Source organism: Proteus genomosp. 6 (assembly GCF_040139785.1).
GTDB lineage: Bacteria > Pseudomonadota > Gammaproteobacteria > Enterobacterales > Enterobacteriaceae > Proteus.
On sequence record NZ_JBEEVJ010000008.1, the window covers coordinates 116951 to 143246 of the forward strand.

Here is a 26296-nt window from a genome sequence, read left to right on the forward strand (position 1 = left end):
AAGAATGCTTGCGTTGTAATGTGCCAAGTAATTTCAAACCTACCTCCCAAGCCAAGGAACTGGATTTACCGCTTTCCCTTGACGTCTAATTTCAAAATAGAGTGCTGAACGCTCTTGCCCACCACTGTTACCGACTAAAGCAATAGCTTGTCCAGCTTTAACTTGCTGACCTACATTCACTAAAGCACTTTGGTTATAACCGTAAAGACTCATATCGCCTTTACCGTGTTCAACCACGACGACTAAACCATAGCCTTGAAGCCAATCGGCTAACAACACGCGACCATCAGCAATAGCTTTCACTTCGGTACCTTGCGTCGCGGGTATAACAATACCTTTCCAACGTAATTCTCCAGAGCCAGAAATAGACTCGCCAAAACGGTGTAATAAAGAGCCTCTGATAGGCCAAATGGCTTGTCCAGCAGGTCTACCCAAACCGCCTGTACGAGACATCAATGATTGCTCTTCGGCTGTTGGTTTATAGGTTGAACCTCGTTGTTGTGCTTCACGCTGTTTTGCTGCAATGCGAGCGGCTTCTCGGGCCTCTCGCTCAGCACGGGCTTTGGCTTCACGCTCTGCTTGTGCAATTTTATTTCTTAACTGTGCTTCGTTAGCCCGCATAGTGGCTAAATTTTTCTGATCCGCTTTTAATGTTGATTCAAGTTGAGTTAGCGTTTTTTGGCGAGCGGCTAATGCGTTATCAAGCTTTTGCTTCTCTTGTTGTTGCTTTGTGAGAACTTGTTTTTGTTCATTTTGTTTTGCTTGTTGAGCGTTTTTTTCCGCTTCAAGTTCTTTTGAGGTTTGAGCAAGCTCTGCCATTGTTTCTTTACGCGCATCATTAATATAGCTGTAATACGCTAAGATACGCTCTTCACGCTGGCCTTCTTCACCACGAAATAGAAGCTCTATACCTTGATGTTTACCTTGACGATAAGCCGCATCCATTTGGCGAGCTAATAATTCTTGTTGAGACTGATACTGTTTTTGTAAGCGTGCAATATTTGCTGTAATGGTTTTGATCTCTTTGCCTAACGTTTGTAAGCGATTTTGTGTTTCATGCACAGAGCGACCAGCACTAGAAATTTGGGTTTCCTGTGTTTTTAATTGATTAAGAAGGGCTGTACGTTGTTTTTGTTGTTCTTGAACCTGTTTTTCTTTTTCAGCAATCGTGGTTTGTAAATCTTTTAGCTGATTACGATTATCCGTTAATGTGTTCGCAAAAACAGGGGATGCAGAAAAGAGAGAGGTGCTAATAAGCAACGTGATTAACGGTAAAGAAAATACACGATAAGACGGATGTGTTTTTTTTTGAAGATCCATTTTCTCTGCCATCTGACCAACGTACCTTTCATAACAGTTTGTAAGATTATTTCATGTCACAAAACAACTGACCAGCTAACACGAAATAAAGCCGAAATTTCAGATAATACCTAACAGGTAATCTATTCAATTAATAAGAGATTATAAAGCAATAATAATAGGAGAGCGGAAAAAAGAGGCAATCTGTGTGACAGCGCAATAGAATATCACGCTGTCCACGAGAGAGATTATTCGACGATAGTACCCCAAAGGTCATATTCGTCAGCATGTTCAATAAGAACACGCACGATTTGCCCTGGCTCTACATCAAATTGCTCATTGAGGTAAACAGCACCATCAATTTCAGGAGCATCAGCCATGCTACGACCAATCGCGCCTTCTTCATCGACTTCATCAATCATAACCAGCAATACTTTGCCGATTTTTTCTTGTAGGCGTTCAGTCGAAATTTGTTGTTGCAACTGCATAAAGCGATGATAACGTTCTTCTTTCACTTCTTCAGGCACTTGATCCGCCAGTTCATTTGCTTTTGCACCATCAACAGGGCTGTATTTAAAGCAACCTACGCGATCTAAACGTGCTTCGGTGAGGAAATCCAACAACATTTGGAAATCTTCTTCTGTTTCACCCGGAAAACCAACAATAAAGGTAGAACGTAAGGTTAATTCAGGGCAAATTTCACGCCAGCGTTTTACGCGCTCTAAGGTACGTTCAACGGCACCTGGGCGTTTCATCAGTTTTAAGATCTTAGGGCTAGCATGCTGAAGCGGAATATCTAAATAAGGCAAAATTTTGCCTTCAGCCATTAAAGGAATGACATCATCAACATGTGGGTATGGATAAACGTAGTGTAAACGAACCCAAATGCCTAATTTTGCCAGTTGTTCACATAAACTGACCATACTGGTTTTGACAGGCATTCCATCCCAAAAACCCGTTTGATGTTTAGTATCAACACCGTAAGCAGAAGTATCTTGAGAGATAACAAGTAACTCTTTTACGCCTGCATTAACTAATCTTTTAGCTTCACCTAATACTTCACCAATTGGACGACTGTCTAAATCGCCTCGCATTGATGGAATAATGCAGAAAGTACAACGGTGATTACAGCCTTCAGATATTTTTAAATAGGCGTAATGACGAGGCGTTAATTTTACACCTTGTTCAGGAACAAGGCTGAGAAAAGGATTGTGATCAGGTTTTGGTACATAGTGGTGAATATGAGATAAAACTTGCTCATAACTATGAGGCCCTGTGATTTCGAGTACTTTTGGGTGCACTTCACGAATTTGGTTCTCTTTTGCACCTAAACAGCCAGTAACAATCACTTTACCGTTTTCATCGAGTGCTTCACCAATCGCTTCTAGCGATTCTTGTACTGCGCTGTCAATAAACCCACAGGTGTTGACGATGACTAAATCAGCATCATTATAGGTAGGAACAACTTGATAACCTTCTGTGCGCAGTTCGGTTAGGATACGTTCAGAGTCCACTAAATTTTTAGGACAACCTAATGAAACGAATCCAATTTTAGGCACTTGATTTGTTTGCGACATGCTCGTGTTCTCAATACTTTTAAATAAATAACAGATAGTTGTTGTATCTCAGACAGGTATAAATCTTACGTAAAATGGGCGATTTTATACGTAAGTAGCCATTATAAGGGATGCTGATTTATTAATAGCTTGCCTGAAGAGGGATCCTGTAGAGTAAAAAGGCAATGCCTTTTCAATTCATCATTTTTCACGGAACCGGCGCTAATGGTACATAAATCCGTCAATAAAAAAAATGATTGTTGAGAAACTTTCCGCAAAAATAGAAAGAGAAACGCAGGAATAGGCTGTAATTGCGCCATGACAAAGGTATACTTTGGCTCTTTGATACTATTTTTAACTAACGAGAGTGATTGCATCCTATGCTGCAAGAAGTAATGCAATTTTTCAACCGGCACACCCTGTTAAGTTTTGTTTGGGTCGCATTGCTGGTGGCGGTCATTGTATTGACCTTTAAAGGGCTTTTTTCTAAGACGAAAAATATTTCCCGTACAGAAGCGATTTCTTTGATAAACAAAGAGAATGCGGTGTGTGTTGATATCCGTAGCCGTGATGAGTTCCGTAAAGGACACATCATTGATTCTATCAATTTAACGCCTTCTGAAATCAAAAGTAATAATATTGCTGAGCTGGAGAAATATAAATCACAGCCAGTTATTGTTGTGTCACCATCAGGCATTGAAGGTGCAAAACCTGCTGAGAGCCTAATTAAACTCGGTTTTGAAAAAGTCTTTATCTTAAAAGATGGTCTTTCAGGCTGGAGTGGTGAGAATTTACCACTGGCTAAAGGTAAAAAGTAACGAGCGGGCAGATTGAGTTCTATACTTACTGCTATTCAATTAATAAGGATATAAAAAGGTAAGATTATTATGTCAGAACAGCAAAACCAAGAGATGACTTTTCAAATTCAACGTATCTATACAAAAGATATCTCTTTTGAAGCGCCTAATGCCCCACAAGTTTTCCAAAAAGAGTGGCAACCAGAAGTTAAATTAGATCTGGATACTTCTTCTAATACTTTAGCTGAAAACGTCTATGAAGTTATTCTGCGCGTGACTGTAACCGCAACAATGGATAACGAAACTGCATTCCTGTGTGAAGTTCAACAAGCAGGTATCTTTACCGTTGAAGGTATCGAAGGCACTCAATTAGCACATTGCTTAGGTGCATATTGCCCTAACGTTCTGTTCCCTTATGCTCGTGAATGTATCACTAACTTAGTGAGCCGTGGTACTTTCCCACAACTGAATTTAGCACCAGTTAACTTTGATGCGTTGTTTATGAACTATTTACAACAGCAACAAACTGATGCCGCTAATGAAGGGGCTGAAGAAGCTTAATGAACGCTTCTATGACAGTTATCGGTGCCGGTTCATACGGCACCGCTTTAGCGATTACACTGGCACGCAATGGTCATGACGTTGTGCTTTGGGGTCATGATCCTGCTCATGTTGCTGCGTTAGAGCAAGCTCGCTGTAATCAGGCATTTCTGCCCGATGTTTCCTTTCCTGATAGTTTATACATGGAAGCTTCTTTGCAAAAAGCCATTGAAGCCAGCCGTAATATTCTGGTTGTGATCCCAAGCCATGTTTTTGGTGATGTATTACAACAGATCAAACCCTTTTTACGTCAGGATGCGCGTGTTGTTTGGGCGACAAAAGGACTTGAGGCACATACTGGTCGCTTATTGCAAGATGTAGCGCGTGAAGTATTAGGTAATGAAATCCCGCTAGCAGTTTTATCAGGCCCTACCTTTGCGAAAGAGCTTGCGGCAGGTCTACCTACTGCGATTTCTGTGGCATCAACGGATAATACCTTCTCTGAAGAACTTCAACAGTTGTTCCATTGTGGCAAAAGCTTCCGTGTTTATAAAAACCCTGACTTTATCGGTGTGCAATTAGGTGGCGCGGTAAAAAACGTGATTGCTATTGGTGCGGGTATGTCTGATGGTATGGGCTTTGGTGCTAATGCACGTACCGCACTGATTACCCGAGGTCTTGCTGAAATGAGCCGTTTAGGGAAAGCATTAGGTGCAGATGCAGCAACCTTTATGGGAATGGCAGGGTTAGGTGATTTAGTCTTAACCTGTACTGATAACCAATCTCGTAATCGTCGATTCGGCATGATGCTAGGTCAAGGTTTTGATGTTGATACTGCCCAAGAGAAAATCGGGCAGGTAGTTGAAGGTTATCGTAATACCAAAGAAGTTCGCGCATTAGCAGAACAAGTTGGTGTTGAAATGCCTATCACTGAGCAGATCTACCAGATTTTATATCAGCATAAAGATGCCAAAGAAGCGGCATTATCTTTATTAGGCCGCGCAACGAAAGATGAGATAGACAGCAATCTGTTCTAAGTCTATTTTAGATAGTCAGTTATTTATTTCTGTTTTAAACATAAGAAGCCTAAGTTTTTACTTAGGCTTCAATGTAAAAGAATGAGAGTGAGTATGTCGCTAGAAGAGCTAAAAAGAGTCTGGGATCATATTAAAAATGAAGCAAGATGTTTGGCAGATTGCGAGCCAATTTTGGCCAGTTTCTTCCATGCGACATTACTCAAGCATGAAAATTTAGGCAGTGCTTTAAGTTATATGTTGGCGAACAAGCTGGCAACTCAGACAATGCCTGCGATTGCTGTGCGTGAGATTGTTGAAGAAGCATATCGCAGCGATAATTCTATGATTGAATCTGCCGCTTATGATATTTCTGCTGTTCGTTTACGCGATCCTGCTGTTGATAAATACTCCACACCTCTGCTTTATCTAAAAGGTTTCCATGCCTTACAAGCTTATCGCATAGCCCATTGGTTATGGGGGCAAGATCGTAAAGCACTTGCCATTTACCTACAAAACCAGATTTCAGTCACTTTTGGTGTTGATATTCATCCTGCCGCCCGCATTGGTCATGGCATAATGCTCGATCACGCGACAGGTATTGTGATTGGTGAAACGGCTATCGTAGAGAATGATGTCTCTATTTTACAATCTGTTACCTTAGGTGGTACAGGTAAAACTTGCGGTGATCGCCATCCTAAAGTACGCGAAGGTGTGATGATTGGTGCAGGTGCTAAAATACTCGGCAATATCGAGATTGGTCGCGGTGCTAAAATTGGCGCTGGCTCTGTGGTATTACATGAAGTGCCAGCACATACTACGGTTGCAGGAGTTCCTGCTCGCATTGTGGGTAAACCGACCAGTGACAAGCCTTCGCTCGATATGGATCAACACTTTAATGGTGTAGTGCCCGGTTTTGAATGTGGTGATGGTATTTAATGGCATTAACCGAAGTCACACTCTCTGAACTTAAGGCTTGTTTACACGCTGAATATATTGGCTGTAACTCATCGATTATTGGCGGAGAGATAGTGATAGGTGATAATGCCGTGATTGGCGCTCATGCATTGGTGTTGAAAGATGTAGAGGAAGGGTGTCGATATATTACGAAGGTTGTTGCTGAAATAAAACGACCAAAAATAGATTAAATGAAGTTTTGATATCTTTGGATTTAATAGAAAAAAGCGCTTGCTCATTATTTATGAACAGCGCTTTTTGCATTTCAGTCTCTTAATAACGCACCAGGATAACCTAGTTGACGCCATGCCTCGAAAACTACAACGGCAACAGTATTTGATAGGTTCATACTGCGACTATCTGCAAGCATAGGGACTCTGATTTTCTGCTGTGTTGGCATATTATCCAATACATAAGGTGGCAAGCCACGAGTTTCAGGTCCAAACAGGAGATAATCGCCATCTTGATAGCTCACATTACTGTGTGCAGGAGTCCCTTTTGTCGTTAAAGCAAATACACGCGCACCTGTCGGTGATTGTGCATTATCAGGGTTTAAACCTTCACTTTCTAAAAAAGCATAATAATCGTGGTGCTGTTTAATATCAGCAAACTCACGATAATCAAGCCCTGCACGACGTAGACGTTTATCATCCCAAGTAAAACCCAAAGGTTGGATCAAATGGAGATGAAAGCCTGTGTTCGCACACAGGCGAATAATATTACCCGTATTCGGTGGAATTTCGGGTTCAAATAAGACGATATTGAGCATAAAAAATCGATTTAATCGTTACCAAAGAGGTCACGAGTATAAACTTTTTCTTCAACATCGTTTAGTACTGATGACATTCTATTGGTGATAATGACATCAGACATAGCTTTAAACTCATTTAAATCACGAACTAATTTCGAATTAAAGAAAGTATCTTCTTTCATTTCTGGTTCATAAATCACCACTTCAATGCCTTTGGCTTTAATTCGTTTCATAATGCCTTGGATTGAAGATGAGCGGAAATTATCAGAACCTGATTTCATAATTAAACGATAAACACCGACGATTTTTGGTGATTTAGCAATAATAGAGTCTGCAATAAAGTCTTTACGAGTGCGATTAGCTTCAACGATTGCACTAATAATATTATTAGGGACAGAGTCGTAGTTTGCTAATAGTTGTTTAGTATCTTTTGGTAAGCAGTAACCACCGTAACCGAATGATGGGTTATTGTAGTGATTGCCAATACGCGGATCTAAACAGACACCTTCAATGATTTGTTTTGAGTTTAAACCGTAAGATTCCGCATAGCTATCAAGCTCATTAAAGTAAGCAACACGCAGTGCTAGATAAGTATTAGCAAATAATTTAATGGCTTCTGCTTCTGTTGAATCAGTGAATAGAACATCAATATCTTTCTTTAATGCGCCTTGTTGTAAAAGGTCAGCAAATTTTTGTGCTCTTTCTGATTGCTCGCCAATCACAATACGAGAAGGGTATAAGTTATCGTAAAGTGCACGACCTTCACGTAAGAATTCAGGAGAAAAGATAATATTATCTGTATTATATTTTTCTCTCATTTCTTTGGTAAAACCAACAGGGATCGTTGATTTAATGATCATTGTGGTATTTGGATTATATTCTAAAACATCACGAATAACAGACTCTACAGAAGAAGTGTTAAAGTAGTTAGTTTTAGGATCATAATCGGTCGGTGTTGCAATGATAACAAAATCCGCATCTTTATAAGCGAGTTCTTTATCTAATGTTGCAGTAAAATCAAGCTCTTTGGTTGCTAAAAACTCTTCAATTTCTTTATCAGAAATCGGAGAGATTTTTTTGTTAAGCAATTCAACTTTTTCTTTATTGATATCTAACGCAACAACTGTGTTGTTTTGGGAAAGAAGTATCCCGTTAGATAGGCCGACATAGCCGGTTCCAGAGATGGTGATTTTCATGAGTTTCTCTTATCTAAAGTATATGCATTTATATTAATTCACTATACTAAAATAGAAATACATATTTTAGTGTTGTTTTTTCACTCTTTAGTAAAGGTATGGTGTATTTAGTAATCATAAACATCATATACTTATTAAATTAATATAAAATTAATTTTTTATTAGAAAGCAAGTTGAGAAGTGTAGGGTATATTTTAATTATTTGTTAACAAAAAGACTATTTAAAACTAATCTATTATAAAAATTCATTTTTAACTGTGTTAGCAATACCTTGCTCAAGAGTAACTGGAGCTTTAAAATCAGTATTAGTAATACTATTTGATTTAAATTGAGTGCGAGCACAGAATTTTTTGATTCGAATACTGCTTACAGGGAATTCTTTACCTGTAACTTTAGAAAGAACATCAAAACAATATCCACCAAGTAATCCAATAGCATAAGGAACTTTAATGTGGCTATGTCGTTTATCTAGGGCTGTATAAATGATATCTGTCAATTCATTCATAGTAAAATCAGGTTTATCAATATAATTAAATATATGATGACCAGATTCTATTTGAGTAGAATATCTTAAAAAGGCTGCGATATTTTCAACATAAGCCATTGATTTTTGATTGTTACCAGAGCCTACCATTAAAAACTTACCAGATGCTATTTGGCGAAATAGGTTATAAACATTTCCTCTATTACCTTCACCAAAGACAACCGTTGGTCTGATAACGACTAAAGTATTTGAAGAATCTTTTTTATGCCATGCTTCATATTGATGTTCAGCATTAAGTTTAGATTTGCCGTAATCATTGAATGGATGAAATTCGCCATCTTCACCAGTTTCTTTTTCAACAAATCCATATACAGCAACAGATGAAGTAAATACGATATGTTTAATATTTAGCTGTTCAGCAACATCACAAACATTTTTAGCTCCATCTACATTAACTTCATAATATAAACTAATAGGATGAACATTATCTTTATGTTGTGCCGCTAAGTTGATAATAACATCAGAACCCTTTAATGGTTCAAGTAATGTCTCTGGTTTTGTTACATCACCAAATATCCATCTTTCAGGATATTTTTCACTTTTAGCAATATCTACAATTTTAAAATCAATATTTTCTTTAGTTAATTGATCTGAAAGGCGTGTACCAATAAAACCTGAACCACCGATGATTGTTAACATAGTTTATCTTCTTTTTTTCAAGGCATTTAGTAAGTAATGTGAAAAGCAGTATAGCGATTTAGGAATCGATAATTTTAGTTCATTTCTATAAATTGACCATTGCCATTTTATGGCCTTAAGTTTATTTGAGGATAGTGAGTTATTTGAAATCCTATATTTAGCTAGAGGTTCTTGAATACAAAATGCTTTGCCAGATTTTTGTAATATTTCTAGCCACATAACATAATCTTCATGACCAATTTTTTTCTGAAAAATTTTCCCTATGCTATTTGCATTATAAGTACCTGTTAAATTACCAATGAAATTAGACTTAAGCATTGATGAATATGTAATTATAGTTGGAGATTTTCTTAGAGTAAAATCGGATTCATTATTAAAAGTAAAATAATTAGAGCAGACAACATCGTATCCAGTTTGTAATTTAGCTAATTGATATTCTAATTTATTAGGTAGCCATAGGTCATCACTATCTAGAAAAGATATATATATTCCAGTACAATTCCTTATTCCAAGATTTCTAGCATACGCGACCCCTGAATTTTCAGATGTTTCTAAATAAACTATTCGTTCATCATTAAAGGATAGGATTATATCCTTAGAAGTATCTGTGGATGAATCATTGATAATATATAATTTAAAATCGGAGTATGTTTGAGCGAGTATTGAGTTAATACTATCAGATACGGTCTTTTCTGAATTAAATACGGGCATTATAACTGAAAATATTTCATTCATTTTTTTTCTCAAATTTTCTGAGATGTTAATATTTTTAGACTTGCTTCTTGATAAATGACGTTCGAATTATTGATTTTTTGAATGAATAAGGTAAATCTTATTCTTATCATTAGTCGGCTATTTATTTTGATAGACGATTATATGCATGAAAGCACTTTGATAGTATAGTTAAAACACACATTCTTGGATTTAACATAAACTTATTATTATGAATAAATCTAAAGTAGTCATGAGCGCTAATTTGCTTTTTCAATATTCTAGAAAATGGCATTTTATTTGAATCATTAGAATTATGTATTAGCCTGAAAATATGTTTATCAATATATTCAACCTCTTCTTTTTTTAATAAACATGCTAACATATTTAACCGAGAGTCCAACCATACATCATCAAACCTATCATCAAAGATATATTTTTTATTGGAAAGTAAGAACTCACCTGAGACAATAATTGAGGAAGTCACAGATATTGAAGGAAATAAAGCGTTATTCTCAAAGATTGGTCTCTTTATGATCATATCACTCTCTATACCATCATTAGTGATATTTTTTATTTTTGTAAAACATATTTTTTTTTCTTTTATTGTATCTAAAAACTTAGTATTTAAAGTAGAAAAATAGTAGTAATCATCAGCATCCATCAACCAATAATGATCAGATGTAGAAAAAAATTTACTATCCATTACTTTATTTAAGCTTTCAAGCTGGCCTTGATATGGTTTTTTTCGACCCAAATTTGGATTTTTACTTTCAAAAATAAATACATTCTTTGTGTTAAATTCGGATATAAAATTTCTCACGATATCCAGACTACAGTCAGTAGATCCATCATCACAAATGAGAATTCTAATTTCTGGATTATTGGTTATAGCTTGTATTTCGCTTAATAATTTCTTTAGGAATTTAGAATAATTCCAGTTAAAAATAACTATATTTAACAATCTTCATCCCCTATTTAAATTTATACAGATTTTTTATAAAACAGGTTTACTTATATATTTTTTCAATTAAATTAGTACTATCTAAGTTATTAATATAGCGAATTCTTTTGAAATGTATAAAACAAGGCGTAATGATGGTTGATCTAAACTGTTCCCACTTCGAAAGCTTATAATCAAACTGTAGTTCTTCATACATTTTTCCGTCCACGAATCTAAAAGATGAATTATTTTTGAAAATATACCTTTCAAAAGATAATTTCATACCATAGAGTTCGATACCTTTAAATATTATAACTCTTATTCTCTTTTTAAGTTTACTCTGGATCTTTTTAAGGGCTAAAGGAGTGTATAATAAATGAGCATCTGCTTTCATTACATAATCTGATGTTGCCTTAGAAAATGCGAAGGTGTAATAATTTGCTAACGATTTAGATTCCGTCACATTTTTATAATAGTCTTCACCAGCAATAGCTAATTCATTTTTATATGAGTAGACTTTTACATTGCATATTTCTTTAAGTTGATCTTGTAGTTTATAACATATATCTAAAGATTTATCTGATGAATTGTTGTCTACGATAATAATTTCTTTACATATTGGTGCAATAGACATAACGGAAGTTTCTAAATATACTTCTGCATTTTTAATTCTAAAGACAGCAGATAGTGTTGGTAAATTTTTTCTATTTAATATTAATTTTCTTTGAAAATCGCCAACCTGGCGGTCAAATTTTAATCTTTCTTTTGTGTTTTCAAGTCCTAAATTGAACATATTTAAAATAGACATAAAAAACCTTTTAATATATTAAAAATGCAATAAATTAGTGTTTAAATTTTTATCACTAGGATGTTTATTTTTCATTTTATTACTATTCAGTATTGAAATAGTAAATATTAGCAACCAAAAAACGGGTTGTAAGTAATCGAACTTACTTTGTAATATAATAAAGAAAATTATTAAATGTATATTATTCTTAATCTGAAACCTTGCCCAAAATAGAAATAAAAATAGTCCTATAATACCAAATGAATAATAAAGATTTACAAAAAAACCGCTATCTCTAAAGCTGTAATCATAGATAATATTACCTTCTGTGTATATAGGTTTTGATAGTATGTTTATACCATTACCTATTAAATGATTATACCAAGATTGACTTTGTATAATATTGGTTACAACAGTTCTAGTTGCAATCATATCATATTCAGAGGAATTACTAATCCGCTCATAACTAAATGAAAGCATATAAAAAATAAAAATTGAGCAGAAGATAAAGAATGATATTTTGAATAAAAGTGTTTTAGAATTGTTTCTGCAGAAAAGAAGCAATATACATAATGAAATCGAGCCAATTAAAACACCAGCTGTTGATAATGTTAATATGGAAATAAAGAACCCTAATATTACATAACCATCAAATTTTTTTATCAAAAACATATAGCAAAAGGTTATCATGGATATTATAGCGCTTGCATTTGAAGGTTCAGTAAAGAAAGCTGTAGGTCTAATTAGTCCCATAGTTTTGAAGGTAGGACTTGTATATCTTGATTCAGATGCTCCAAATGAAACAATTTTATTGAGATCAATATAGTCACCGGTTAAAAAAAAGAATGACCACTGAAATAAAATAGTAATAGCTAATATAATTAAGCAATATCGAAATATTTTTACTATATATTTATAATTAAAGTTGCTTAATAATGATACAAATATATATACTATTGATATATATATAATAACTACAATATATGTATTTGTTTTAAAAGAGTTAAGATCGTATGATTTTAAAACTATGGTACTGAGACAATATACAAAAAAAATCATAATAAAAAAGCAATCTACTATATACAATTTAGTATGTATAATTTCTTTGTATGATAAAATTAGACAGAATGAAAACCAGCAAATAACTATTCCGAACATGTGTAAGCCGGAGTTCATTAATGGCACAAAAAAAAGTAGTATAAAAAAAGAAAATTTTCTCATATGAGCTCTAAAATAGATAATAAGTAAATTATACTTTTGTAATATTTTTGTTGAAACCACTTAAGTTACAAGAAATGCTATGAATCATTTTCTATTAATAGCAACTTCTAAATTAAACTAACCAATATTATTGATTTCAAATCTTCACAAAATTCAATCCTAATTATGTTAGGAATTTTATTAGAAAAGTAAGATTATATAGGAAAATTCTATGATGCTAAAGTGTACACTAAATTAGTACAGAGAAAATGTCATTTTGTAGATTTTGTTACCATATTTATATGGCATAACTTACCACCTTGAACATTCATCATAAAAGATCATATTATTAATTAAAATATGATATTATTTTTTATGGACGTGTGAATTTTTTTACTAAAGTAATTAATTTAACTGTAAGGTTAGGATTAATCAAAAAGGATGTGATCTTTAATTTAAGCATAAATTGGAATTTACCATTTATAAATTTAAAATAATTCCTCCTAAGAAAAGATATATATTTTTTAACTTCTTGATTATATTTTTTATATTCACCTGTGATATATATAGTATGTAGTGCTATATATGTTGTCATATATTTATGATAGATCATTGATGAATTAAAGCGATTTGATTTTATAATTTTATTACTATCGATGTCATCTAAAGCACGTAATGCATTAATATATTTAGGTATATTTACAACAGTAGTGGCACTTTGTTGATTATCTTTTCGGTAGTTATATACTTTTCTATTTCCAACGCATATTTTATTAGCCTTTTGAGCTGCATTAACAATAAAGTTAAGTCCTTCACCCATATAAAAAGTCTCAGGAAATCGTATATTATTATTAATGATGAATTCTTTTAAAAATAGTTTATTCCAACAACCAATTTCAATTTTACCTGGATAAAGTAATTCTGAAGCCGCTTTTTCAGGGCTCCAAATTTCCACATTATCCACAAGTTCATCGGATTTTATACACTCTTGAGGGAATAAGTGGCAGTTCTTTGACATGATAAACTCAGCTCCGCTATCAAGAGCTAACTTCATCATATAATCAACATAATTTGGAGATAAATAGTCATCGCTATCTACAAAGACCAAATATTCGCCTTTAGATAGTTTTATTCCTAGATTCCTAGCACTACTAACACCCCGATTTTCTGTTCGAATAACTTTAACTCGTTTATCGGTTAAGGCAATTTCTGCAGCAATATCTCCTGATAAATCAGGTGAGCCATCATCAATTAAAATTATTTCAATATTTTTGTATGTTTGTTCTATTACGGAGTTTACACACTTAGCTATAAACGGTTCAACGTTATACATTGGAATTATGATAGAGACTAATTTAATATTATTCATAGTATTATTTTCTTATTGATTTTTTAGCTATAATTAAAAATATCGAATTTACTTCTTTTCTTTCTTCATTATTTAAACTAAAGAGATAGCATATTATAATATATGTAAAAGAACTAAAGAATATTATAGGTATAATTCCTTTTAGCATAAAATAGCCTATAACTTCATATAGTAAAGCATTAGTTATTGCGAAAGGAAAAACCATTCTAGCTACAATATTTTTTATATACCATGATTTCCTGATAGAAAAGATGTTACTGAAGAACCAAATTTTCATTGCTCCTGTAATTATCTCAATAAGGATTAGAAGGTAGAGTACATAAGATATCGAAATGCCGTAATCAAGTAAAAAATATGATGCAGGAAGAACAATTAGAGCCGTTGTTCCAATTACCATTTGAAATTTCTTTATCTTACCAACAGCTTGTATTGCAGGGGTGATTCCCACTGTTAATTGATTTATTAAATTAGCGAACAAGAAAAATATGGTAAATAAGATTACATATTGAGGAATAACACCTAGCCATAATTCTATTAAATCAGGAAGAATATATAAACATGGTATAGTAACTAAAGAAACCAAAAAAAAACCAATTTTACTAGCTGCTACCGAAACACTAATTGCTCTTTCCCTATTAGACTTACCTTCACTTTTCATTATTTGAGGTGTCATAGCAGAAAGTAATGTTTGAGATAGATTTTTTACTTGTCCATTTATTTGGAAAGCAATTCCATAGGCTGCATTCATTTTGGCACCAAAAAACTTATTAATAACTATATTTATTCCTTGAGTATTTAGAACATAACATAAATTAGTGTATAAGCTCCATAACGCAAAAGAAGTCATTTCTTTTAATAGTTTTCTTTCTATAGTGGCTTTTATATTACATTCACTGTATTTTTTCCTACAATATATTAGATAACATAAGAATATAATAATATTTATACTTGCTATAACAATAGAAAATGTGATTAGTCGGTACTCTTCTGCTAAAAAATGGAGACTTCCAGAAAATATCAGCAATAAAAATGACTTAAAAACCAATATAATAGCATCGACTCTAAAGTTTTCATGTGAAACAAGCAAAGCATTAAAAGGAACAGTTATAATTGTGAAAAATATTGAAAATACAACACCGCTGTATAAATAGTAGGTACGACTTACTAAATCTTCATTGATATTTAAAAAATTATTTATGAGTGGGTGGATTGAGCCAAGTAATATGAGTATTAGAATTAAACCAATAATAACATGTAATAATAAACTACTTTTAAATATTTTACTTAAGATCTCGATATTACCGATGCCTTGATGAAAGGATAAGTATCGTTGTGTAGATACTGTCATCGCTGAGTTTAAAAAAGCAAATATTGTAACAATTCCAGTAACTAATGCATATATACCATATTGTTCCACTCCCAGTGCTTCTATTAAAAATCGTATTGTTAGAAGCGAGAAAACTGTTGTGCAGAATATGCGTATATAAGAAATTATTGAGTTTAATAGAATTTTGACATCTTCACTCTTAGTATTTTTCATTATGATGCCTAGATTTTTTATAAACCAAAATGCAACTTTAAATTATAATACATTAGAAATTAAAGATAACTCTTTAATTTAAAACGTAACCAGTGGTTATAAATTCTTATATTTAAGATGAATTTTAGTTAGATAAAGCGTTGCGTAGATACTTTAATGAATCTGCTCTTAATTTATCAAGGTTGAGTTGCTCTTTTTCTATATCATAAATAGGCTGTATTTCATCAAAAGGTTTATTCACGGGAACTAGACATTGTTCGATTTCCAATTTATTTAATAGTGATATTTGTCGATCATCAGCTATATCTAAACTATCAATTACAGAATATAATGGAATACCGAAGTTGACGGCAAAAGCTGTACCATGGAAAGATGATGTTACTACATACGATGATTTTTCAAATAATTCAATAAAATCTTCAGCACCAATGTCAGCACAGTTTTCATAATTAATACCAAATGAGCTTGGTATATCACTAAAAGAATAGACTTTTAACCCTGTTTTTTCTTGAAGTTTTTTTAGGAGTTCATAAATATAAGGAGTTACGTCAAAAGAGTGAGTAATTAGATAGAATATAATATAACTGTTATTGGAGTATATTGACTCTCTATTCTTTGCAAATAATGACCATTCATCTTTGTTTATCATTAATGTTGGATCTAATGTTACATCAACTTCTCTTCCAATAAGATCTTTCATTATATTGTTACCACCAGAATCTCTTATTGAGATATTATTATATCTAATTAAGAGTTTTTTAAATGAAGATTTATATTCGTCCTTTAAATTATTACCAGCGATACTAGCTGAGAATGAGATCTTTTTAGCTTTATCAGGGGCAAATGCCAATAAAAAAGTATCATCTCCTTTTGTATGTTTAGGGTTCCACGTTTGATCGCTTCCTGTGATATAAATGTCATAAATAGGTGGTTTTTTTTTAATTTCAGATGGATTATTGTAAGGTTTTGATAAATTCAAGTATTTATCAATGGCTTTATTCAACTTTATTTTTTTTCTATGCCCTGATTTTATTCCAAACTTATGAACTATATTTGATATATATTTTTTGACACCTCTTGTTCCTGTAATACCTCTTTTAAAATGCCATTCATTTGGGAATCTGTAATCAATAATTTCACATTCATACCCCAATTTCTCGACGATGTATTGAGTAGCATATGCTTGTAAGAATGATCCATAGTTAATTACTTTATGCATGGTAATTATACCAACTTTTTTTAATGCTATATTTTTCATTTAATTTTACTTTATTAGGACAATGAGAAAGTGTAAATATATAACGTTATACGTTACAGTCTTAATTTTTTAGAGTAATAAACATCTTTAATGTAGTAGCCTTGTTAGCTAAAAAATTGAATCTGGCTTCTTACATACAGATAAATATTTTATTTCAATCACCCGTCATTCAGAGCGTAGTTTTAAATAAAAACACATTTTACACCTTTATTAATATAAATCTTTTTAAATAAATTCACATTAGCTTAATCAGAAATAAATGTTTTATTATCTTAAGATTATTAGTCATTCGGGCTGGGGGAATACATTTTTTATCTATGTTGGGAATAAAAGGTGTTTTATTTTTTAGTATTGTCAAGTTGTACTTTTAGAACCACAAGAGAATATAACCTTAATTAGTCTACAAATAAATCGGCTGTTACAATACGGAGGGATTGAGTTATAGTAGTTTATAGGCATGCTACCGCCCCAGGCTTGCAGCTACCAGTTTACTGATATTTTTACCTATAATCCATTCAAATATATTGATAAATTATATCAAAAGAATAGTTTTGAGAATAGCTTTTATCTTTATTGTAACCTTGAAAGCGTAGGATCTTTAATTAGACTATTTTTGGCTACTTTTATTCTAAAGATAATATTTTTTGCATTCTGGCTAGTTGTATTTTTGATAATTGTGAGCATTTAGAATCAATGATGCTTTAGATTTACAATAAGTTAGTTGTGAAAGTATGTAGGTCTGATTGCCTAAGTATTGATGCTTAATATAATATGTCATCATATCTAAAATATTTCATCATTGTAGATGTTGTAATCTGTCTTCTAAAACTAAGTCTCGGTATAGGCTCTGTTATCAATTTAAATCAATATTTTTAGTGGTTTCAGTATTCAAGGATGTTTTTTACTATTGGTTTTTTAAATTTACTTTAACAATATGCAAAAACCGCAGTGAGAGTAGACTCTTCAAACCAGACGGTCAAGTAATAGCTGGCTATTTTAGCATTGATTGAGTATATATAAATATCGGAATAGAGGTCGATTCAGCCAGATCATTCTGAATTGCATCAACAAACGCTAACTAAAAGAATATGCCACCTATTCTTCAATAGATGGCAGTATATTTTGATACAACAGTTTAATTACTCTATTAAGCAGTTGTTGATTTATTACTTGCCCCAGCCCTCGGCAACCAAATCTCAACTCTTAACCCGCCCAATGGACTATCGTCAGCTTTAACATGGCCTCTGTGTTGGCTAACTGCGGTTTCAACAATCGCTAAACCTAAGCCTGTGCCTCCAGATTCACGATCTCTTGCTTCATCAGTACGATAGAACGGTCGGAAGATATGCTCTCTATCTTCTGGGCTAACGCCTGGGCCATCATCATCAACAATAATGGTGATACCTTGGTTCTGCTCAGTAAAGGCAACTTCAATGCGAGAGTTGGAATAACGTAAGGCATTACGAACGATATTTTCAAATGCACTAGCCAGAGAATATGGATTACAGTAAATAGGCCATGCTCCCGGCGGTGTTGTCACTTGTAGTGTTTTATTACTTTGTTCGGCCTCAAATTTAGCGTTATCTAAAATATCATCCCACAATTCATTGGCTTTTACTGTTTCACGTAATAACTCGTTTTTATGTTGATTACGAGAAAGAACCAGCAAGTCATTAATCATGCCATCAAGACGCTGAGTTTCAGTTTCAATCCGCTCTAGCTCTTTACTTTCTCCACTACGACGACGTAATAATGCGCTAGCTAATTGTAAGCGTGTTAATGGTGTTCGTAACTCGTGAGAAATATCAGAAATTAAACGTTGTTGTGCTTCAACCATACGTTCAAGAGCACTTATCATCTGATTAAAGCTGGTGCCTGCTGCTAAAAACTCTTGAGGGCCAGTCTCTAGCTCTGGGTGAGGGCGGAGGTTACCTTTAGCAACATCATCAGCCGCATTTTTAAGTTGTCTTGCAGGTTTTGCTAAGCTCCAAGAAAGCCATACTAATAATGGTGTGCTGATAAGCATGGTGAATATGAGTAGCAATAGCGGTTTATCAAATAATAAGTTGATAAAGTCAGATTGAGGGCTACTTGAAGGGCGTACGAGATAAAGTTGGTAATGATCTTCACCATCTCTTACAGAAAAGGGCCCTAACATCTCAGAACGGCCATACTTTTTCTTTTTAGGGTGATCGGCGTTATCAGATTGGCCAATAAAGTTTCTGACAACCTGCATCTCATTACGTTGAGCGCCGATGATACGGCCTTCACTGGTAACGATGATTAAGCGTTGACCAGGTGGTGCCCATTTATCAATAGCACGAATTAATCGACGCCACCAAAGGAGATCGTTAGCGGGATCTTGAGCTAATTCTGCTTCTATATGTTGTTCTAGCATAACGCCTTGACGGTATTCACTCTCTAAAAGAGGGGTAAGCTGGCGCGAGTCCAGCTTTGGAACCATCATAACTAGCACGAGAACTAATGCTAGCGTCAGCCAGAATATTGCGAAAATGCGCGCTGACAGACTATTTATCATAAAGAATATTTATCAAGTTATTGAAACCATCAGATAACCACGGCCACGTAACGTTTTAAACCAAGGTTGTCCATCTGTTCTTTCTGGTAATTTACGGCGTAAATTAGAAATATGCATATCAATCGCTCTATCAAACGGTGTTAAGCGCTTGCCAAGTACTTCTTGGCTTAGATGTTCACGTGATACGACTTGTCCTAAATGCTGAGCAAGTAAATAAAGCAAAGTAAACTCAGTTCCTGTTAACTCTAGCGGTTCATTATCAAAACTTGCTTCTTGTCGACCAGGATTAAGTTGTAGCTTATCGACCTGTAATGTTGGAGATGTATTGCTGTCAGTCTGTTTTTGTTCGCTCCAATTAGAACGACGCAAAATAGCTCTGATACGTGCAACAAGCTCTCTATCATTAAAAGGTTTTGGTAAATAGTCATCAGCACCTAGCTCTAAGCCAAGTACTCGGTCAAGATCACTGCCTCTTGCCGTTAACATAATGACAGGGGTCTGGAAATTTTGGCGTAATTCTTTGAGTGTCTCAATCCCGTTTTTACGTGGCATCATGATATCCAGTAATAACAAGTCGATAGAAGCATCCAAAAGTTTAAGTGCTTGTTCGCCATCAGAGGCGATTACAACATTAAAGCCTTCCATTTCAAGCAGTTCTTTCAATAGCGATGTTAATTCGCGATCGTCATCCACTAATAAGATTTTATGCATTCGTCAATTCCTCCAAGAGAAAAATACGATAATAAATAGCGCGAATCTATGACTTTACGTTCTTTTACACGCTCTGACGCTAGTTTGCAGCCGCAACGGTATAGTAATCCACATAGCAAAGAATTACACATATGAATTATACACATTGAAGTCATATTAATTAGGTCGGTATTAATTTACCGAATTAGGAGTGAAGCAATGCGTAAAGTAGCAGTAGTTGCACTAGCATCAATGTTTTTGGCAGCTCCGACGATGGTATTAGCTGAAACTACAAATACCAATCCGCCTACTGAGCAACAGTATAATGGTAATTACCACTGCGGTTATGGCAATGGAATGCATGGCGACCGTGATTATAGAGGTCACCGTGGACAACGTGGCCATATGATGAATAACGGTGGACATATGATGGGGAATGGCTACGGCGACTCCTATATGTTTAACGGAATTACATTAACTGAGCAACAACGTACACAAATGCGCGATTTAATGCGCCAGCATCATCAAGACAGATATAACGGAGATTTCCGTCAGCGTCATGAGAATATGCATAAATTAGTCACAGCTGAGAAATTTGATGAAGCGGCTGTAAGAGCACAGATGCAAGATATGGATAAACAAGCAATAGAGCGCCACGTTGAAATGGCAAAAGTCCATAACCAGATGTATCAGCTGTTAACCCCTGAACAGAAAGCGCAGTTAGAAAAGAATTACCAACAGAAAATGTCATCTGTTGACCAACAAGGTCAACAAAATCAGTAATGAAGTAAGAGTGTAGTAAAGCAGTACCTAGTTAGAGAGTAAGTAGCAACAACGAAGTTTTTTCCTTGCCATAGACACCATCCCTGTCTTTTGCAGCCCCTCTGGAGAGGGGCTTTTTTTTATTGAGTAACTCTATTTAAAATTACAAGATAAGAAATTTCAAAAGTGCCTTATATTTTATCTGAGTATTTTTTCATTATTTTAGTAGTTCTTTTATAAAAAGAGTTACTGCTATTTGGGGGCTAAATATTTCTCTGATGCAGCTATTATTTGTTCAACAATATTATTGTCTTCATATGTTTTTGCATTAGAAACGAAAATTTGTTGAGAATTATCATAGCCGGGTCCCCACAATTTATTATTGTGGATAGCATCTTTATATATTGCTACTAGAGGGCGTCGGAATGTTGCAGAAATATGCACAATAGAGGTATCGGGTGATATAACAAGATCTGCTTTTGAGATCAATGCAATAGTGTGTTGTAGTGATTTTGGTATATATATTTTTACATGGTTAAATGTATTGTCTGGTATTACTTTTTTATGATCTAAAATAATAATATTAATATCATTATAGAGGGAATTTAATTTTTCATCTATTTCTTTAGCTTGAGTTAAAGATAAACAACGGTCATCACTACCAGCAAATATGTTTATTATAATATTCTTAGTGTTTTTAGGTAGAGTAAATAAATAACTCTCTATTTCTTCATCAATATCATTGGGATAGCAAATATCATAATCTATGCTTTCCTCATTAATATTAAATTCTGCTAATAATAGCTCATATGATTTTTTTATATGATCTAAATTATAATCAAAATAAATTGATTTACTATAATGTTTTAACCAACTTTTCTTATTAAAACTAATAACGTTTTTTGCTGAAATTTCTTTTAAAAGCCTAGGTCTATGTATAGGAATATTAAACATAGATGGATCTATGATTAAATCATAATTATTTTCATTTAATTTTCTCACAACGTCCTTACTAACATTGTGATTGTGTTTCTTCATGAAATCATTAAGACTTATATTATTGGCAATATATATTTTTCTTATATTATTATTATATTTTAATATCGAGTCATTTGTTGATGTAACTAAAATATCAATTATATAGCCGTGTTGAGATAGTATCTTTATAATTGCAGTGTCTACAATGACATCACCTATTTTTCCTTCATTGCGCAAAATTAGTATTGTTTTTACTGAGTTGAAATCAATAGTTGTTTTTTTAGGTTTATCCCAAAGGATTTTTTCTATAAACAAGTTGAAATAATAGCGAATATCTTTCATCACATAATTTCGTTTTCTATTCCAAGCTCTTAATGTTGCAAATTTTTTTTTCTTCATAAAAATACAGCTAATAATAGATATTGTTAATGTATATAGATATGGTTACATGCAACGGTAACACATAACAATAAATGATTGTATAGTATTTTAATATACAGCTTTGATTTCAATTTAACCCGTTGATTTAATTGAACTAAATCAGGTGTATGGCTGGAGGGTAATTAAGGTAGTATAGAGATATCATAAAAATAATATCTCTATACTATATAAGCTACAACAACTCCTCTGGAGATTCAGGTAAAATCTGCCCGCCATCCACGATAATTGTTTGACCTGTAATATACTTGGCTTCATTCGACGCAAAGAATGCGGCGGCATAGCCGATATCTTCTGGTTCACCTAAAGTATGTGTTGGAATAGACGCTTTCATCTGATTTAAATAAGCTTCACCTTGCGCCTGTAAGCCTTCGGTGAGGATATTTCCTGGCATCACAGCATTGATGGTAATACCATGACGTGCATATTCTAGTGCTGCGCTACGCATAAAACCCAATTGTCCTGCTTTACTTGCACCATAGTGGCTCCAACCCGGGTAACCCGTAATAGCGCCTGTAATAGAAGAAGTGATAATTACACGACCTTGTTTTTGTTTTTCCATTACGCGAAGGGCTGCTTTTACTAAGAAAAACATCCCCTTGAGGTTAACGGTGTGCATTTTATCCCAATCGGCTTCCGTCATCTCTTTAATAGTGGCTTGAGGGAAAATACCAGTATTGGAACAAAGAATATCGAGTTTACCGTACTCTTTCACTACATCATCAACCACTTTTTCGCAGGCAGATTGATGAGTGACATCAAGGTGCATAAACTCAACATTCAATTCTTGTTTTGTTTTATTGCCTGCAACATCATCAATATCGGCAATAATCACTTTCGCACCACTATTTTTTAGGGCAATAACGATACCTTTACCAATACCTTTTGCACCACCTGAAACCAAAGCGATTTTACCCGTTAAATCAAACATAAAACCTCCTATTAAGTGTGAGTTCCACTGTATCAGTCTAGATTGAAAAGCGGTAAATCAACCAGAGAACTTTGTTGATGGTCACAAATGTACCCTAGATCATCTTTTTCGTTGAAAGGATGACATCACAAAATAGAGAGATAAACGGTAGATAGAACATCACACCAGAGAAAACTGAATATTTATCAAAATATGCCGATGCTATTTTTTAGCGTAAATAGCGTTTTTTTGAGATGAATGCAAAAAGGCAGTAAAGTGTCTGTATAAAAAGTGTTAACTTATTGGCGAAATGCGTTTGAGATAGACTAGTATAATATTTATACAGGCTACTTGATTAGTTTAATGCGCATCAAGTTTATGAAAAAAAATGTACGATAATGATGAACTGGTAAAAAATATGCGTACAATGGTATTGTTGAATCAATTCAGCATTTACGATATCGGAAAATTACACCAGATAAGCCGGTATTGAAATAAAAAGTTATTCCAACAATTTTGCAATAATTACATCGAATAAGAATCAGAGGTAATCATGGTCAATGGGATCAAAAGAATTGGGGTTTTAACAAGTGGTGGTGATGCACCAGGTATGAATGCCGCGATCCGTGGTGTTGTCCGTGCCGCACTAAGTGAAGGTTTAGAGGTTTATGGGATTATGGATGGCTACATGGGGCTATACGAAAATCGCATGAAAAAACTCGACCGTTTTAGCGTGTCAGACATGATCAACCGTGGTGGTACATTCCTTGGTTCTGCTCGTTTCCCTGAGTTCCGTGAAGACAATGTACGTGCTGTTGCTATCGAAAACATGAAACAAAATGAGCTTGATGCCTTAGTTGTTATTGGTGGTGATGGTTCTTATTTAGGTGCAAAAAAATTAACGGAAGCAGGTTTTCCATGTATCGGTTTACCGGGCACAATCGATAATGATGTTGCTGGTACTGACTACACTATCGGCTATTTCACTGCATTAGAAACGGCTGTTGAAGCCATTGACCGCTTACGTGATACTTCAACTTCTCACAAACGTATCTCTATCGTAGAAGTGATGGGGCGTTACTGTGGCGACTTAACACTGTCTGCGGCAATTGCAGGGGGCTGTGAATTTGTTGTTCTGCCTGAATCTGAATTACCTTTTAATCGTGATGAGTTATTGGCAGAAATCAAAGCGGGTATTGAACGTGGTAAACGTCACGCCATCGTTGCAATCACTGAGCACGTTTGTGATGTGCATGAATTGGCTCGTTTTATTGAAGCTGAAACTAAACATGAAACGCGTGCAACGGTATTAGGTCATATCCAACGTGGTGGTTCTCCAGTTGCTTACGACCGTATTCTTGCTTCTCGCATGGGTGCTTACTCTGTACAACTGCTATTAGAAGGCTATGGCGGTCGTTGTGTTGGTATTCAAAACGAAAAACTGGTTCACCATGATATTATTGATGCGGTTATGAATATGAAACGTGTCTTTAAGGCTGATTGGTATGAAACAGCGAAAAAATTGTACTAAGCAATAGCCTCACCGTAATACCAAAGCCTTTCTGAGTTCTATCCTTATTCGTGAACTGCTCTGATACTTTTTTGTGTCAGAGTAGTTTCTCGAGTGAAAACATTTCATTTAGCGATCTCTATCCTCCTTTATTTCTTCTGCTCCCCTTTATATTGATAGATATATTCCTGTTGTGTATATCCATCGGCTTTTTGTTATTTCATCGTTATAAAACTTTCTGTCAGCCTAGTTAAATACTTAACGATAGGGGGATAGATATGTTTAAACAATGGGGTGTGTTATCAACCGTTTTAATGGCATTGCTTTTTTCCAATATTTTATGGGCTAAAGATATTCAATTATTGAATGTCTCTTATGATCCAACGAGAGAACTTTATCAGCAGTATAATCAAGTGTTTAGCCAGTATTGGGAGCAGAAAACGGGAGATAAAGTGACTATTCGTCAATCACATGGTGGCTCAGGAAAGCAAGCAACATCGGTAATAAATGGTATTGAAGCGGATGTTGTTACCTTAGCACTAGCTTATGACATAGATGCAATCGCTCAAAGAGGGAGTATTGATAAACGGTGGCTAAAACGACTTCCTGATAATTCTGCCCCTTACACGTCAACAATCGTTTTTCTGGTCAGAAAAGGAAACCCTAAACAAATAGTCGATTGGGATTCATTAATCAAACCAAGTGTTTCAATTATTACCCCTAATCCAAAAACCTCAGGCGGTGCGAGATGGAACTATCTTGCAGCGTGGGGATATGGATTAAAAGCCAATCATCAAGACAGTGAAAAAGCCAAAGCCTTCGTCAAAGCACTTTATCAGCAAGTTGAGGTGTTAGATTCAGGTGCAAGAGGAGCCACAAACACCTTTGTTGAACGGGGCATTGGTGATGTATTGATTGCATGGGAAAACGAAGCTTTATTAGCGATTAATGAATTAGGGGCTGATAAATTTGAAATTGTTACTCCATCAGTTTCTATTCTTGCAGAGCCTACCGTTTCTGTCGTTGATAAAGTGGTTGATAAGCGAGGCACACGAGAAATCGCTACCGCTTATTTAGAATATCTTTATTCACCACAAGGACAAGAAATCGCTGCGAAAAACTATTATCGCCCTAGAGATAAAGCGATAGCGGAAAAATATCAAAGTAGTTTTCCAAAACTAGAGTTATTTACGCTTAATAACGTTTTTGGCGATTGGCAATCTGCACAGAAAACACATTTTGCGACAGGCGGTGTGTTTGATGAAATAAGTCGTCGCTGATCACACGGCTAGAAACAAAAAAATCACCTTCTGCTTTATCTTCAGTAAGGTGATTTTCTCTATTTTTTATCGATTAATGGCATAGGCCA

General features: G+C 34.5%; 23 protein-coding genes. 8 read left to right on the top strand and 15 right to left on the bottom strand.

Annotated elements, in window-relative coordinates; genetic code table 11:
• Positions 1-39: 39 nt before the first annotated feature.
• Both envC and rimO read right to left on the bottom strand, forming a co-directional pair.
• Positions 40-1332: a murein hydrolase activator EnvC gene (gene envC / locus ABN212_RS11910; RefSeq protein WP_349443265.1), complete on the bottom strand. Its 1293-nt coding sequence runs from the start codon at positions 1330-1332 to the stop codon at positions 40-42.
• 215 nt (positions 1333-1547) lie between these two features.
• Positions 1548-2876 (bottom strand): 30S ribosomal protein S12 methylthiotransferase RimO, encoded by a 1329-nt coding sequence (rimO, locus tag ABN212_RS11915; protein ID WP_099073937.1) that lies wholly within the window; start codon positions 2874-2876, stop codon positions 1548-1550.
• A 359-nt stretch (positions 2877-3235) separates the two neighbouring features.
• Here rimO and ABN212_RS11920 point away from each other — a divergent pair, with 359 nt between their 5' ends.
• From ABN212_RS11920 to ABN212_RS11940, 5 genes are all read left to right on the top strand, one after another.
• Positions 3236-3673 carry a rhodanese-like domain-containing protein gene (locus ABN212_RS11920; protein ID WP_109373443.1) on the top strand — a complete coding sequence of 146 codons (438 nt, stop codon included), beginning with the start codon at positions 3236-3238 and terminating at the stop codon, positions 3671-3673.
• Positions 3674-3742: 69 nt separating this feature from the next.
• On the top strand, positions 3743-4213 hold the full coding sequence (gene secB / locus ABN212_RS11925; protein ID WP_006534205.1) for a protein-export chaperone SecB: 471 nt from the start codon (positions 3743-3745) through the stop codon (positions 4211-4213).
• Positions 4213-5229, top strand: a complete 1017-nt coding sequence (gene gpsA, locus ABN212_RS11930; protein ID WP_198620326.1) for an NAD(P)H-dependent glycerol-3-phosphate dehydrogenase — start codon at positions 4213-4215, stop codon at positions 5227-5229. Before secB ends, gpsA begins: the two co-directional genes overlap by 1 nt.
• A gap of 93 nt (positions 5230-5322) precedes the next feature.
• The gene (gene cysE / locus ABN212_RS11935; protein ID WP_036914561.1) at positions 5323-6144 is read left to right on the top strand and encodes a serine O-acetyltransferase; all 822 of its coding nucleotides are present in this window, start codon (positions 5323-5325) and stop codon (positions 6142-6144) included.
• The gene (locus tag ABN212_RS11940; protein WP_232799451.1) at positions 6144-6353 is read left to right on the top strand and encodes a hypothetical protein; all 210 of its coding nucleotides are present in this window, start codon (positions 6144-6146) and stop codon (positions 6351-6353) included. The genes cysE and ABN212_RS11940 overlap by 1 nt, the downstream gene beginning before the upstream one ends.
• Before the next feature lie 74 nt (positions 6354-6427).
• Here ABN212_RS11940 and trmL read toward each other — a convergent pair whose 3' ends face one another.
• From trmL to cpxR, 11 genes are all read right to left on the bottom strand, one after another.
• Positions 6428-6931, bottom strand: coding sequence for a tRNA (uridine(34)/cytosine(34)/5-carboxymethylaminomethyluridine(34)-2'-O)-methyltransferase TrmL (trmL, locus tag ABN212_RS11945; protein WP_036933349.1), 504 nt, complete (start codon positions 6929-6931; stop codon positions 6428-6430).
• Positions 6932-6942: 11 nt separating this feature from the next.
• Positions 6943-8109: a nucleotide sugar dehydrogenase gene (locus tag ABN212_RS11950; RefSeq protein ID WP_198630485.1), complete on the bottom strand. Its 1167-nt coding sequence runs from the start codon at positions 8107-8109 to the stop codon at positions 6943-6945.
• A gap of 235 nt (positions 8110-8344) precedes the next feature.
• Positions 8345-9292: an NAD-dependent epimerase/dehydratase family protein gene (locus ABN212_RS11955; protein ID WP_198630486.1), complete on the bottom strand. Its 948-nt coding sequence runs from the start codon at positions 9290-9292 to the stop codon at positions 8345-8347.
• 3 nt (positions 9293-9295) lie between these two features.
• Positions 9296-10027, bottom strand: coding sequence for a glycosyltransferase family 2 protein (locus ABN212_RS11960; RefSeq protein WP_232799452.1), 732 nt, complete (start codon positions 10025-10027; stop codon positions 9296-9298).
• A 121-nt stretch (positions 10028-10148) separates the two neighbouring features.
• Positions 10149-10967, bottom strand: a complete 819-nt coding sequence (locus tag ABN212_RS11965) for a glycosyltransferase family A protein (protein ID WP_198630487.1) — start codon at positions 10965-10967, stop codon at positions 10149-10151.
• A 46-nt stretch (positions 10968-11013) separates the two neighbouring features.
• Positions 11014-11754 carry a hypothetical protein gene (locus tag ABN212_RS11970; RefSeq protein ID WP_198630488.1) on the bottom strand — a complete coding sequence of 247 codons (741 nt, stop codon included), beginning with the start codon at positions 11752-11754 and terminating at the stop codon, positions 11014-11016.
• 1552 nt (positions 11755-13306) lie between these two features.
• Entirely contained in the window at positions 13307-14302 is a 996-nt protein-coding gene (locus ABN212_RS11975; RefSeq protein ID WP_198630489.1) for a glycosyltransferase family 2 protein, read from the bottom strand.
• 4 nt (positions 14303-14306) lie between these two features.
• Positions 14307-15842, bottom strand: a complete 1536-nt coding sequence (locus tag ABN212_RS11980) for a lipopolysaccharide biosynthesis protein (RefSeq protein WP_198630490.1) — start codon at positions 15840-15842, stop codon at positions 14307-14309.
• Positions 15843-15966: 124 nt separating this feature from the next.
• Complete coding sequence (locus tag ABN212_RS11985) at positions 15967-17100, bottom strand: polysaccharide pyruvyl transferase family protein (protein WP_198630491.1); 1134 nt, start codon at positions 17098-17100, stop codon at positions 15967-15969.
• Between the two features lie 1147 nt (positions 17101-18247).
• The gene (cpxA, locus tag ABN212_RS11990; RefSeq protein ID WP_198620338.1) at positions 18248-19639 is read right to left on the bottom strand and encodes an envelope stress sensor histidine kinase CpxA; all 1392 of its coding nucleotides are present in this window, start codon (positions 19637-19639) and stop codon (positions 18248-18250) included.
• A 12-nt stretch (positions 19640-19651) separates the two neighbouring features.
• Positions 19652-20350, bottom strand: a complete 699-nt coding sequence (cpxR, locus tag ABN212_RS11995; protein WP_023583423.1) for an envelope stress response regulator transcription factor CpxR — start codon at positions 20348-20350, stop codon at positions 19652-19654.
• Between the two features lie 198 nt (positions 20351-20548).
• Here cpxR and cpxP point away from each other — a divergent pair, with 198 nt between their 5' ends.
• Positions 20549-21112 (top strand): cell-envelope stress modulator CpxP, encoded by a 564-nt coding sequence (gene cpxP / locus ABN212_RS12000; RefSeq protein ID WP_349443266.1) that lies wholly within the window; start codon positions 20549-20551, stop codon positions 21110-21112.
• Positions 21113-21343: 231 nt separating this feature from the next.
• On the opposite strand, the gene ABN212_RS12005 is transcribed toward cpxP, so the two are convergent.
• Together ABN212_RS12005 and fabG are read right to left on the bottom strand one after the other, a co-directional pair.
• Positions 21344-22468, bottom strand: a complete 1125-nt coding sequence (locus tag ABN212_RS12005) for a glycosyltransferase family 9 protein (RefSeq protein WP_349443267.1) — start codon at positions 22466-22468, stop codon at positions 21344-21346.
• A 214-nt stretch (positions 22469-22682) separates the two neighbouring features.
• Positions 22683-23438 (bottom strand): 3-oxoacyl-ACP reductase FabG, encoded by a 756-nt coding sequence (gene fabG, locus ABN212_RS12010; RefSeq protein ID WP_349443268.1) that lies wholly within the window; start codon positions 23436-23438, stop codon positions 22683-22685.
• Between the two features lie 532 nt (positions 23439-23970).
• On the opposite strand from fabG, the gene pfkA reads away from it, so the two are divergent.
• Together pfkA and ABN212_RS12020 are read left to right on the top strand one after the other, a co-directional pair.
• A complete protein-coding gene (pfkA, locus tag ABN212_RS12015; RefSeq protein WP_075673000.1) occupies positions 23971-24948 on the top strand; it encodes a 6-phosphofructokinase in 978 nt (325 codons plus the stop codon).
• 257 nt (positions 24949-25205) lie between these two features.
• Positions 25206-26207, top strand: a complete 1002-nt coding sequence (locus ABN212_RS12020; RefSeq protein WP_349443269.1) for a sulfate ABC transporter substrate-binding protein — start codon at positions 25206-25208, stop codon at positions 26205-26207.
• Positions 26208-26296 lie beyond the last annotated feature (89 nt).

Coding starts and splice junctions, on each gene's coding strand:
- envC (WP_349443265.1), bottom strand. CDS start 1,332: ATGGCAGAGAAAATGGATCTTCAAAAAAAAACACATCCGTCTTATCGT.
- rimO (WP_099073937.1), bottom strand. CDS start 2,876: ATGTCGCAAACAAATCAAGTGCCTAAAATTGGATTCGTTTCATTAGGT.
- ABN212_RS11920 (WP_109373443.1), top strand. CDS start 3,236: ATGCTGCAAGAAGTAATGCAATTTTTCAACCGGCACACCCTGTTAAGT.
- secB (WP_006534205.1), top strand. CDS start 3,743: ATGTCAGAACAGCAAAACCAAGAGATGACTTTTCAAATTCAACGTATC.
- gpsA (WP_198620326.1), top strand. CDS start 4,213: ATGAACGCTTCTATGACAGTTATCGGTGCCGGTTCATACGGCACCGCT.
- cysE (WP_036914561.1), top strand. CDS start 5,323: ATGTCGCTAGAAGAGCTAAAAAGAGTCTGGGATCATATTAAAAATGAA.
- ABN212_RS11940 (WP_232799451.1), top strand. CDS start 6,144: ATGGCATTAACCGAAGTCACACTCTCTGAACTTAAGGCTTGTTTACAC.
- trmL (WP_036933349.1), bottom strand. CDS start 6,931: ATGCTCAATATCGTCTTATTTGAACCCGAAATTCCACCGAATACGGGT.
- ABN212_RS11950 (WP_198630485.1), bottom strand. CDS start 8,109: ATGAAAATCACCATCTCTGGAACCGGCTATGTCGGCCTATCTAACGGG.
- ABN212_RS11955 (WP_198630486.1), bottom strand. CDS start 9,292: ATGTTAACAATCATCGGTGGTTCAGGTTTTATTGGTACACGCCTTTCA.
- ABN212_RS11960 (WP_232799452.1), bottom strand. CDS start 10,027: ATGAATGAAATATTTTCAGTTATAATGCCCGTATTTAATTCAGAAAAG.
- ABN212_RS11970 (WP_198630488.1), bottom strand. CDS start 11,754: ATGTCTATTTTAAATATGTTCAATTTAGGACTTGAAAACACAAAAGAA.
- ABN212_RS11975 (WP_198630489.1), bottom strand. CDS start 14,302: ATGAATAATATTAAATTAGTCTCTATCATAATTCCAATGTATAACGTT.
- ABN212_RS11980 (WP_198630490.1), bottom strand. CDS start 15,842: ATGAAAAATACTAAGAGTGAAGATGTCAAAATTCTATTAAACTCAATA.
- ABN212_RS11985 (WP_198630491.1), bottom strand. CDS start 17,100: ATGAAAAATATAGCATTAAAAAAAGTTGGTATAATTACCATGCATAAA.
- cpxA (WP_198620338.1), bottom strand. CDS start 19,639: ATGATAAATAGTCTGTCAGCGCGCATTTTCGCAATATTCTGGCTGACG.
- cpxR (WP_023583423.1), bottom strand. CDS start 20,350: ATGCATAAAATCTTATTAGTGGATGACGATCGCGAATTAACATCGCTA.
- cpxP (WP_349443266.1), top strand. CDS start 20,549: ATGCGTAAAGTAGCAGTAGTTGCACTAGCATCAATGTTTTTGGCAGCT.
- ABN212_RS12005 (WP_349443267.1), bottom strand. CDS start 22,468: ATGAAGAAAAAAAAATTTGCAACATTAAGAGCTTGGAATAGAAAACGA.
- fabG (WP_349443268.1), bottom strand. CDS start 23,438: ATGTTTGATTTAACGGGTAAAATCGCTTTGGTTTCAGGTGGTGCAAAA.
- pfkA (WP_075673000.1), top strand. CDS start 23,971: ATGGTCAATGGGATCAAAAGAATTGGGGTTTTAACAAGTGGTGGTGAT.
- ABN212_RS12020 (WP_349443269.1), top strand. CDS start 25,206: ATGTTTAAACAATGGGGTGTGTTATCAACCGTTTTAATGGCATTGCTT.